We start from the raw sequence: 10,832 nt of genomic DNA on the forward strand, positions 1-10,832 counted from the left end.
GCCTGACCCAGATTGTTCAATGCGGCTTGCCGACTGACCCCGGATTTGAGTGACAACCATGCCAAAACGTACAGACATCAAAAGCATCCTGATTCTCGGCGCTGGCCCGATCGTGATCGGCCAGGCCTGCGAATTCGACTACTCCGGCGCCCAGGCTTGCAAAGCCCTGCGCGAGGAGGGGTTCCGCGTCATCCTGGTGAACTCCAACCCAGCCACCATCATGACCGACCCGGCCATGGCCGACGCCACCTACATCGAGCCGATCAAGTGGCAGTCGGTGGCCAAGATCATCGAGAAAGAGCGCCCTGACGCCGTCCTGCCGACCATGGGTGGCCAGACTGCGCTGAACTGCGCCCTGGACCTGGAGCGCCATGGCGTTCTGGAGAAGTTCGGCGTGGAAATGATCGGCGCCAATGCCGACACCATCGACAAGGCCGAAGACCGTTCGCGCTTTGACAAGGCCATGAAGGACATCGGCCTGGAGTGCCCGCGCTCCGGTATCGCCCACAGCATGGAAGAGGCCAATGCGGTGCTCGAGAAGCTTGGCTTCCCGTGCATCATCCGTCCATCGTTCACCATGGGCGGCACTGGCGGCGGCATCGCCTACAACCGCGAAGAATTCGAAGAAATCTGCACCCGTGGCCTGGACCTGTCGCCGACCAAGGAACTGCTGATCGACGAGTCGCTGATCGGCTGGAAGGAATACGAGATGGAGGTGGTCCGCGACAAGAAGGACAACTGCATCATCGTCTGCTCCATCGAAAACTTCGACCCGATGGGCGTGCACACCGGCGACTCGATCACCGTCGCCCCGGCGCAGACCCTGACCGACAAGGAATACCAGATCATGCGCAACGCCTCCCTGGCGGTGCTGCGTGAAATCGGTGTCGAGACCGGCGGTTCCAACGTGCAGTTCGGCATTTGCCCGAACACCGGCCGCATGGTCGTCATCGAGATGAACCCGCGTGTGTCGCGCTCCTCGGCCCTGGCTTCGAAAGCTACCGGCTTCCCGATCGCCAAGATCGCCGCCAAGCTGGCCATCGGCTACACCCTGGACGAGCTGCAGAACGACATCACCGGTGGCCGCACCCCGGCTTCCTTCGAGCCGTCGATCGACTACGTGGTGACCAAGCTGCCACGCTTTGCTTTCGAGAAATTCCCGAAGGCCGACGCTCGCCTGACGACCCAGATGAAATCGGTCGGTGAAGTCATGGCCATCGGCCGTACTTTCCAGGAATCCTTGCAGAAAGCCCTGCGCGGCCTGGAAGTCGGCGCCTGCGGCCTCGACCCGAAAGTCGACCTGGCCAGCCCCGAGGCTGCCAGCATCCTCAAGCGCGAGCTGACCGTGCCGGGCGCCGAGCGCATCTGGTATGTGGCCGACGCCATGCGTTCGGGCATGACCTGCGAGCAGATCTTCGACCTGACCGGCATCGACATGTGGTTCCTGGTGCAGATGGAAGACCTGATCAAGGAAGAGGAAAAGGTCAAGACCCTGGCCCTCACCGCGATCGACAAGGACTGCATGCTGCGCCTCAAGCGCAAGGGCTTCTCTGACCAGCGTCTGGCCAAGCTGCTGGGCATCACCGACAAGACCCTGCGCCGTCACCGCCACAAGCTGGAAGTGTTCCCGGTGTACAAGCGCGTCGACACCTGCGCCGCCGAGTTCGCCACCGACACCGCCTACCTGTATTCCACCTACGAGGAGGAGTGCGAGGCGAACCCGTCGACTCGCGACAAGATCATGATCCTCGGCGGTGGCCCCAACCGCATCGGGCAGGGCATCGAGTTCGACTACTGCTGCGTGCACGCCGCCTTGGCGCTGCGTGACGACGGTTACGAGACCATCATGGTCAACTGCAACCCGGAAACCGTTTCCACCGACTACGACACCTCCGACCGTCTGTACTTCGAGCCGCTGACGCTGGAAGACGTGCTGGAAGTCTGCCGCGTCGAGAAGCCCAAGGGCGTGATCGTGCACTACGGCGGCCAGACCCCGCTCAAGCTTGCCCGCGCCCTGGAAGAAGCCGGCGTGCCGATCATCGGCACCAGCCCCGACGCCATCGACCGTGCCGAAGACCGTGAGCGCTTCCAGCAGATGGTGCAGCGCCTGAACCTGCTGCAGCCGCCAAACGCCACCGTGCGCAGCGAAGAAGAGGCCATCAGCGCCGCTGGCACCATCGGCTACCCGCTGGTCGTGCGTCCATCCTACGTCCTGGGTGGTCGTGCCATGGAGATCGTCTACGAACTGGACGAGCTCAAGCGCTACCTGCGCGAAGCCGTTCAGGTGTCCAACGACAGCCCGGTGCTGCTGGACCACTTCCTCAACTGCGCCATCGAGATGGACGTGGATGCGGTCTGCGACGGTACCGATGTGGTCATCGGCGCCATCATGCAGCACATCGAGCAGGCCGGCGTTCACTCCGGTGACTCGGCATGTTCGCTGCCACCTTACTCGCTGAGCAAGGAAGTGCAGGATGAAGTGCGTGTGCAGGTCAAGAAAATGGCCCTGGAGCTGGGCGTAGTTGGCCTGATGAACGTGCAACTGGCCCTGCAGGGCGACAAGATCTACGTGATCGAAGTCAACCCGCGTGCCTCGCGTACCGTACCGTTCGTGTCCAAGTGCATCGGCACGTCGCTGGCCATGATCGCCGCCCGCGTCATGGCAGGCAAAACCCTGAAGGAGCTGGGCTTCACCCAGGAAATCATCCCCAACTTCTACAGCGTGAAGGAAGCCGTCTTCCCGTTCGCCAAGTTCCCAGGGGTTGACCCGATCCTCGGCCCTGAGATGAAATCGACCGGTGAAGTAATGGGTGTCGGTGACAGCTTCGGTGAAGCCTTCGCCAAGGCCCAGATGGGTGCCAGCGAAGTACTGCCGACCGGTGGCACTGCGTTCATCAGCGTGCGCGACGACGACAAGCCGCAAGTGGCCGGCGTTGCCCGCGACCTGATCGCCCTGGGCTTCGAAGTGGTGGCAACCGCAGGTACCGCCAAGGTCATCGAGGCGGCCGGCTTGAAGGTACGCCGCGTGAACAAGGTGACCGAAGGCCGTCCTCATGTGGTCGACATGATCAAGAACGACGAAGTGTCGTTGATCATCAACACCACCGAAGGCCGTCAGTCGATCGCCGATTCCTACTCGATTCGCCGCAATGCGCTGCAGCACAAGATCTACTGCACCACGACCATTGCGGCCGGTGAAGCCATCTGCGAGGCGCTGAAATTCGGTCCGGAAAAAACCGTTCGCCGCCTGCAGGATCTGCACGCAGGACTCAAAGCATGAGCATGACCAAATACCCGATGACCGTCCAGGGCGCTCGCGCCCTGGAAGAAGAACTGCTCTTTCTGAGCAAGACCGAGCGCCCGCGCCTGAGCCAAGCCATTGGTGAAGCGCGTGAGCTGGGCGACTTGAAGGAGAACGCCGAGTACCATGCCGCCCGCGAGGAGCAGGGCATGGTCGAGGCCCGTATCCGCGACATCGAAGGCCGTTTGCAGAACTCGGTCGTGATCGACGTGACCACCATTGCCCATACGGGCAAGGTCATTTTCGGCACTACCGTCGATCTGGAAAACACCGAGACGGGTGATCAGGTCACCTACCAGATCGTTGGCGAGGATGAAGCCGACGTGAAGAAAGGCAAGCTGTCCAGCAGTGCGCCGATCGCTCGCGCCATCATTGGCAAGGAAGAGGGTGACACCGTTGTCGTCAAGACGCCAAACGGTACGGTCGAGTACGAGATTGTCGAAGTCAAGCACATCTGACCGGCGCCTGCGGGCGCCTTCCCTCGAGGGGATCCTCTGGCAGCTGGCCCAGGTATTCTGGGTCGGTGGCCTGTGGGTGTTCCACGTGGGGTTGGTGCCTGCGTTGAAAGTCAGCGGCCTTGCGCCATTGCTTGTCCAGGACATTGCCGGGCAGATCGACCGTTGGTTGATCGGCGTGGCACTGCTCGGCTTGATCACCCAGCTGGCGGTATTGGCGAGGGTGGAAGGCCTGGCTGCCTGGTGGCGCCAGTTCCGTGGCCAGATGCTGTTGCTGGGCCTTGGGGCCTGCATCGGCTATTACACCTTGCGCTACGGGATCTCCGTGGGCGAGCGCTGGCAGATGTTCTGTTTCCTGGTGCTGGGCTTTTCCGGCATCGTGCTGGTCGCCCAGCCCGTTCCACTCAGGGCGCGACATTCGCGCCACTGAGCGGCGCCACCGTTACTTGTAACGGTGGACGTTGGACAGCTGCTTGTTCGGCTGAGGGTTCTTGCGGTAGATCAGCGCCTTCTTGCCGATGGTCTGCACCAGCTCGGCGCGGCCGGCCTTGCACAGCGCGGCAATGGTCTCGGCACGCTCTTCGCGGTCTTCGGAACGAATTTCGACCTTGATCAGCTCGTGGTCGGCCAATGCGCGTTCCAATTCGGCGACGACACCTTCATTCAAACCGTTGCCAGCAACGATCAGGACCGGCTTGAGGTCATGACCAATGGATTTGTATTGCTTCTTCTGCTCGTTATTGAGCGGCATAATCTGACCCTTTCCGTCTGATTCTGTAAAATTGACCGGCATTTTACCCGAGGGCCACCGGCTCCGCCCAGTCAATCACCACGCATATCATCGAGGTGCCCCGTGGTACAACGTTCCAAAAGCAGCGCAAACTGGCTGCGAGAGCATTTCAACGACCCTTTCGTCAAACAGGCGCAGAAGGACGGCTACCGCTCGCGAGCAAGCTACAAGCTGCTTGAGATCCAGGAAAAGGACCGCCTGATCCGTCCTGGCATGAGTGTCATCGACCTGGGCGCAGCGCCGGGCGGCTGGTCCCAGGTGACCAGTCGTCTGATTGGTGGTCAGGGTCGACTGATCGCCTCCGACATCCTGGAGATGGACTCAATCCCCGATGTCACCTTCATTCAGGGGGACTTCACCCAGGACGAGGTGCTACGGCAAATTCTCGAAGCCGTCGGCGATTCACACGTAGACCTTGTGATTTCGGACATGGCCCCCAATATGAGTGGTACGCCCGCGGTCGACATACCGCGAGCCATGTTCCTTTGCGAGCTGGCCCTGGATTTGGCAACCCGCGTGCTTCGGCCCGGCGGTGATTTCCTGATCAAGATCTTCCAGGGTGAAGGTTTCGATGTGTACCTCAAGGACGTGCGCACCAAGTTCGACAAGGTACAGATGCGCAAACCGTCTTCATCGCGGGATCGCTCCCGCGAGCAGTACCTGCTTGGCAAGGGGTTCAAGGGCGCGTGAACGGTACTAAGCGCAGCGGCCGATAGTTAATTCCAATCGGCCACGGCGTCAGGATCGTCCGAACTTCGTGTAGTCTGGATTTCACAAAGGGTTACAGACGGTGCCTGCGGTTGCGTGGGCAATGTAGTAAGTTAGGGCGATGAATATCATGCGAGGCACGGCTGCGTCGTGCGCCGGCCTCAGAGGGTAGCGAATTGAACGACATGGCAAAGAATCTGATCCTGTGGTTGATCATCGCAGCTGTCCTGGTGACGGTGATGAACAACTTCTCCAGCCCTAACGAGCCGCAGACCCTCAACTACTCCGACTTCATCCAGCAGGTCAAGGATGGCAAGGTCGAGCGAGTGACCGTCGACGGTTACATCATCACCGGCAAGCGCTCCGACGGCGACAGCTTCAAGACCGTGCGCCCGGCGATCACCGACAACGGCCTGATCGGCGACCTGGTGGACAACCACGTTACCGTCGAGGGCAAGCAGCCCGAGCAGCAGAGCATCTGGACCCAGTTGCTGGTTGCCAGCTTCCCGATCCTGGTCATCATTGCCGTGTTCATGTTCTTCATGCGCCAGATGCAAGGCGGGGCAGGTGGCAAGGGTGGCCCCATGAGCTTTGGCAAGAGCAAGGCGCGCCTGCTCTCCGAGGACCAGGTCAAGACCACCCTGGCTGACGTCGCCGGTTGCGACGAGGCCAAGGAAGAAGTGGGCGAGCTGGTCGAGTTCCTGCGCGACCCGGGCAAGTTCCAGCGCTTAGGCGGCCGCATTCCGCGCGGTGTGCTGATGGTGGGCCCGCCCGGTACCGGTAAGACCCTGCTGGCCAAGGCTATTGCAGGCGAGGCCAAGGTGCCGTTCTTCACCATTTCCGGGTCGGACTTCGTTGAAATGTTCGTCGGTGTCGGTGCCAGCCGTGTACGCGACATGTTCGAGCAGGCCAAGAAGCACGCCCCGTGCATCATCTTCATCGACGAGATCGACGCCGTCGGCCGTCACCGTGGTGCTGGCATGGGCGGGGGCCACGACGAGCGTGAGCAGACCCTCAACCAGTTGCTGGTAGAGATGGACGGCTTCGAGATGAACGATGGCATCATCGTCATCGCCGCGACCAACCGCCCTGACGTCCTCGACCCTGCGCTGCTGCGCCCCGGTCGCTTCGACCGTCAGGTCGTCGTTGGCCTGCCGGACATTCGGGGTCGTGAGCAGATTCTTAAAGTGCACATGCGCAAGGCGCCGATCGGCGACAACGTCAACCCGGCCGTCATCGCCCGTGGTACGCCGGGCTTCTCCGGTGCAGACCTTGCCAACCTGGTCAACGAAGCCGCGCTGTTCGCCGCTCGCGCCAACAAGCGCCTGGTCGACATGAAGGAGTTCGAGCTGGCCAAGGACAAGATCATGATGGGCGCTGAGCGCAAGACCATGGTCATGTCCGAAAAGGAAAAGCAGAACACGGCCTACCACGAAGCGGGTCACGCGATCGTCGGTCGCCTGGTGCCCGAGCACGATCCGGTCTACAAGGTGTCGATCATCCCGCGGGGTCGTGCACTGGGTGTGACCATGTTCCTGCCCGAAGAAGACCGCTATAGCCTGTCCAAGCGTGCGCTGATCAGCCAGATCTGCTCCCTCTACGGCGGTCGTATCGCCGAGGAGATGACCCTGGGCTTCGACGGCGTCACCACCGGCGCTTCCAACGACATCATGCGTGCCAGCCAGATCGCGCGGAACATGGTCACCAAGTGGGGCCTGTCCGAGAAGCTGGGCCCGCTGATGTATGCCGAAGAAGACGGCGAAGTGTTCCTGGGTCGTAGCGCAGGCAGCCAGCAGACCAGTGTTTCCGGTGAGACGGCCAAGCTGATCGACTCCGAAGTGCGCAGCATCATCGACCAGTGCTACGCCACTGCCAAGCAGCTGCTGACCGAGAACCGCGACAAGCTCGATGCAATGGCCGAAGCCTTGATGAAGTACGAAACCATCGACGCCGAGCAGATCGACGATATCATGGCCGGCCGTACGCCTCGCGAACCTCGCGATTGGGATGATGATTCGGCTTCCGGTACACCGGCTGCCCAGGGTGACCGCCCGGAATCGCCCATCGGTGGTCCAGCGGCTCAACACTAAGGGCACCTATGAGCTCAGTGCAGCACCCGACCCGATTGCCTTGCGGCAATCGGGTTCTTGATTTGTCGCGTACCCATGTCATGGGTATTCTCAATGTCACGCCCGATTCCTTCTCCGACGGTGGCCGCTTCAGTCAGCGCGACGAGGCTTTGCGCCACGCCGAGGCAATGGTGGCCGCAGGCGCCACGCTGATCGATGTGGGCGGGGAGTCCACCCGCCCGGGTGCGCGGCCCGTTTCGGTCACCGAAGAGCTTGAGCGCGTGGCGCCGATGGTCGAGGCCATCCACCGTCATCTCGATGTGGTGGTGTCGGTGGATACGTCCACGCCTGCCGTCATGCGCGAAGCCGCCCGCCTGGGCGCTGGCCTGATCAACGATGTGCGCGCCCTCGAGCGCGATGGGGCGCTGGATGCCGCTGCTGCAACCGGGCTGCCGGTGTGCCTGATGCACATGCGCGGCGAGCCGGGCACCATGCAGGACGACCCGCATTATGAGAATGTCACCCAGGACGTGGCGCGCTACCTCCAGCAGCGCATGGTGGCCTGTGCGGACGCGGGCATCGAGGCCGACCGCATCGTGCTCGATCCAGGCTTCGGTTTCGCCAAGACCCTGGCCCACAATCTCAGCCTGTTCAAGCACCTCGAAGCGCTCCATCGCCTGGGGCGTCCGCTGCTGGTAGGCGTTTCCCGTAAAAGCATGATCGGCCTGACGCTCGAGCGTCCTGTGGATGAGCGTCTTTATGGCAGCCTGGCGCTCGCGGCGCTGGCCGTGACCAAGGGCGCAAGTATCCTGCGCGTGCATGATGTAGCGCAAACCGTTGACGTGGTCCGCATGATCGCCGCCGTTCAGCACGCCGAATAAGAACATTGGAGTCCCTATGAGCAGAAAATATTTTGGTACCGACGGCATTCGTGGCCGCGTCGGCGAATACCCGATCACCCCAGAGTTCATGCTCAAGCTTGGCTGGGCGGCTGGCATGGCGTTTCGCAAACAAGGCCATTGCCGCGTGCTGGTGGGCAAGGACACGCGGATCTCCGGCTACATGTTCGAATCCGCGCTCGAAGCTGGTCTTTCGGCCGCAGGGGCCGATGTGATGCTGCTGGGCCCGATGCCCACGCCTGCCATCGCCTACCTGACCCGCACCTTCCATGCCGAAGCCGGTATCGTCATCAGTGCCTCGCACAACCCGCACGATGACAATGGCATCAAGTTCTTCTCGGGGCAGGGCACCAAGCTGCCGGACGAAGTGGAGCTGATGATCGAGGAACTGCTCGATCAGCCCATGACCGTCGTGGAGTCGAGCAAGCTGGGCAAGGTTTCGCGCATCAACGACGCAGCCGGTCGCTACATCGAGTTCTGCAAGAGCAGCGTGCCCAGCAGCACCAGCTTCGCCGGCCTCAAGCTGGTGGTCGACTGCGCCCATGGCGCCACGTACAAGGTGGCGCCCAGCGTGTTCCGTGAGTTGGGTGCCGATGTGACTGTGCTGCACGCCCAGCCAGATGGCCTGAACATCAACGAGGGCTGTGGTTCGACCCACATCGAGTCGCTGCAGGCCGCCGTGCTGGTCGGCCACGCAGACCTGGGCATCGCTTTCGACGGTGATGGCGACCGTGTGTTGATGGTCGATCACACCGGCGCGATCGTCGACGGTGACGAGCTGCTGTTCATCATTGCACGCGACCTGCATGACCGCGGCAAGCTGCAAGGGGGCGTGGTAGGCACGCTCATGAGCAACCTGGGGCTGGAGCTTGCGCTCAAGGACCTGGATATCCCATTCGTGCGTGCCAAGGTCGGTGACCGCTACGTCATGGCCGAGCTGCTCGAGCGCGAATGGCTGGTGGGTGGGGAAAATTCCGGCCACGTGGTGTGCTGCAACTACACCACCACGGGGGATGCGATCATCGCTGCGCTGCAGGTGCTGATGGCGCTCAAGCGCCGTGGCGAGACCCTGGCCCAGGCGCGCCAGGCGCTGCGCAAATGCCCGCAAGTGCTGATCAATGTGCGCTTCAGTGCAGGCGACGTGGACCCCCTCGAGCACCCGGACGTCAAGCAAGCCAGCGCGCAGGTCACAGAGGCCCTGGCAGGCCGTGGGCGGGTGTTGCTGCGTAAATCCGGGACCGAGCCGCTGTTGCGCGTCATGGTCGAAGGTGAGGATGAACACCAGGTGCGTCTGCATGCCGAAGCACTGGCAAAGCGTGTCGCAGAAGTTTGTGCCTGAAGCCGCTTGCCAGCGCGAATCTGGTTGGGTAAGATCTGCGCCCACTTTGACCGACGAGGTAAAGCATGCGTCGCCCTATGGTTGCTGGTAACTGGAAGATGCACGGTACCCGCGCCAGCGTCGCTGAGCTGACCGAGGGTTTGCGCAATCTTGCCCTGCCGAGCGGAGTGGAAGTCGCGGTATTCCCGCCAACCTTGTTCATCAACCAAGTGGTTGCCGAACTCGACGGCAAGGGTATTATCGTCGGCGCACAGAATTCTGCGGTAATGCCCGAACAGGGCGCGCTGACCGGTGAAGTTGCTCCGGAACAGCTGGTTGAAGCAGGTTGCAAGTTGGTGTTGATTGGCCATTCGGAACGTCGCCAGGTAATCGGCGAAGATGACGAAGTGCTGAATCGCAAGTTTGCAGCGGCTCAGGCCAAAGGTTTGAAGCCCGTGCTCTGTATTGGGGAAACCCTTGAAGAGCGCGAGGCCGGCAAAACGCTCGAAGTTGTTGGGCGTCAACTGAACAGTATCATCGAAGCTTTCGGTGTTAGTGTGTTTGCCAATGCGGTAATTGCCTATGAGCCTGTATGGGCCATCGGCACTGGCCTAACGGCCACGCCTCAGCAGGCCCAGGATGTGCACGCCGCCATCCGCGGCCAGCTGGCGGCGAAAGATGCTGAAGTGGCTGCGAAGGTGCAGTTGCTCTACGGCGGCAGCGTGAAGGCGGCCAATGCGGCCGAACTGTTCGGCATGCCGGATATCGATGGGGGTCTCATTGGTGGGGCTTCCCTGAACGCAGACGAATTCGGTGCAATTTGTCGCGCCGCAGGAAACTGAACAAATGCTGGAAACAGTCATCGTTGTTTTTCATCTGTTGGCAGCGCTGTCGCTGGTAGTGCTGGTACTGTTGCAACAGGGTAAGGGGGCGGAAGCCGGTGCATCTTTTGGTGCGGGTGCTTCCAATACCGTCTTCGGAAGTCAGGGCTCTGCCACCTTCCTAAGTAAATTCACTGCAATACTCGCTGCCACTTTCTTTTTGACAGCACTTGGGTTAGGATACTTCGCGAAGCAACAAGCTCACCAGCTTAGCCAAGCAGGTCTTCCAGATCCAGCCGTGCTAGAAGTGAAAGAGCAGCCAAAACCGGCCATCAATGATGATGTACCGGTGCTCCAAGAACAGAAGAGCGAAGCCACTCCTAATTCGGGTGATGTACCTCCTCCGGCAGAAGAGCAGAAGTAACGGGTTTCAAAGTAGTATTGCCGAGGTGGTGGAATTGGTAGACACGC

10 protein-coding genes are annotated in these 10,832 nt (G+C 61.3%); 9 read left to right on the forward strand and 1 reads right to left on the reverse strand.

The genetic code is table 11. From position 1 onward, the window contains the following. The first annotated feature begins 58 nt into the window (after nucleotides 1–58). The 3 genes from carB to B2S33_RS04970 are packed head-to-tail and all read left to right on the forward strand — an operon-like array spanning nucleotide 59 to nucleotide 4,186. Entirely contained in the window at nucleotides 59–3,280 is a 3,222-nt protein-coding gene (carB, locus tag B2S33_RS04960) for a carbamoyl-phosphate synthase large subunit (RefSeq protein WP_027915418.1), read from the forward strand. Further along, nucleotides 3,277–3,759, forward strand: coding sequence for a transcription elongation factor GreA (gene greA / locus B2S33_RS04965; protein ID WP_173645884.1), 483 nt, complete (start codon nucleotides 3,277–3,279; stop codon nucleotides 3,757–3,759). Before carB ends, greA begins: the two co-directional genes overlap by 4 nt. Continuing rightward, complete coding sequence (locus tag B2S33_RS04970) at nucleotides 3,737–4,186, forward strand: MFS transporter (protein ID WP_080992917.1); 450 nt, start codon at nucleotides 3,737–3,739, stop codon at nucleotides 4,184–4,186. Before greA ends, B2S33_RS04970 begins: the two co-directional genes overlap by 23 nt. 12 nt (nucleotides 4,187–4,198) lie before the next feature. On the opposite strand, the gene yhbY is transcribed toward B2S33_RS04970, so the two are convergent. Further along, nucleotides 4,199–4,507 carry a ribosome assembly RNA-binding protein YhbY gene (yhbY, locus tag B2S33_RS04975; RefSeq protein WP_023533185.1) on the reverse strand — a complete coding sequence of 103 codons (309 nt, stop codon included), beginning with the start codon at nucleotides 4,505–4,507 and terminating at the stop codon, nucleotides 4,199–4,201. Between the two features lie 102 nt (nucleotides 4,508–4,609). On the opposite strand from yhbY, the gene rlmE reads away from it, so the two are divergent. The 6 genes from rlmE to secG all read left to right on the forward strand — a co-directional run bounded on the left by rlmE (nucleotide 4,610) and on the right by secG (nucleotide 10,785). Then, nucleotides 4,610–5,236 (forward strand): 23S rRNA (uridine(2552)-2'-O)-methyltransferase RlmE, encoded by a 627-nt coding sequence (gene rlmE, locus B2S33_RS04980; RefSeq protein WP_027915415.1) that lies wholly within the window; start codon nucleotides 4,610–4,612, stop codon nucleotides 5,234–5,236. A gap of 203 nt (nucleotides 5,237–5,439) precedes the next feature. Beyond that, complete coding sequence (gene ftsH / locus B2S33_RS04985) at nucleotides 5,440–7,344, forward strand: ATP-dependent zinc metalloprotease FtsH (protein ID WP_027915414.1); 1,905 nt, start codon at nucleotides 5,440–5,442, stop codon at nucleotides 7,342–7,344. 8 nt (nucleotides 7,345–7,352) lie between these two features. Then, nucleotides 7,353–8,204 carry a dihydropteroate synthase gene (gene folP / locus B2S33_RS04990; RefSeq protein ID WP_088523500.1) on the forward strand — a complete coding sequence of 284 codons (852 nt, stop codon included), beginning with the start codon at nucleotides 7,353–7,355 and terminating at the stop codon, nucleotides 8,202–8,204. 16 nt (nucleotides 8,205–8,220) lie between these two features. After that, nucleotides 8,221–9,561: a phosphoglucosamine mutase gene (gene glmM, locus B2S33_RS04995; protein ID WP_027915412.1), complete on the forward strand. Its 1,341-nt coding sequence runs from the start codon at nucleotides 8,221–8,223 to the stop codon at nucleotides 9,559–9,561. Between the two features lie 65 nt (nucleotides 9,562–9,626). Further along, nucleotides 9,627–10,382: a triose-phosphate isomerase gene (gene tpiA / locus B2S33_RS05000; RefSeq protein WP_027915411.1), complete on the forward strand. Its 756-nt coding sequence runs from the start codon at nucleotides 9,627–9,629 to the stop codon at nucleotides 10,380–10,382. Nucleotides 10,383–10,386: 4 nt separating this feature from the next. Then, entirely contained in the window at nucleotides 10,387–10,785 is a 399-nt protein-coding gene (gene secG / locus B2S33_RS05005) for a preprotein translocase subunit SecG (protein ID WP_027915410.1), read from the forward strand. The last annotated feature ends 47 nt before the right edge of the window (nucleotides 10,786–10,832 follow it).

This window comes from Pseudomonas sp. UBA5568, assembly GCF_002425525.1.
Lineage (GTDB): Bacteria > Pseudomonadota > Gammaproteobacteria > Pseudomonadales > Pseudomonadaceae > Aquipseudomonas > Aquipseudomonas fulva.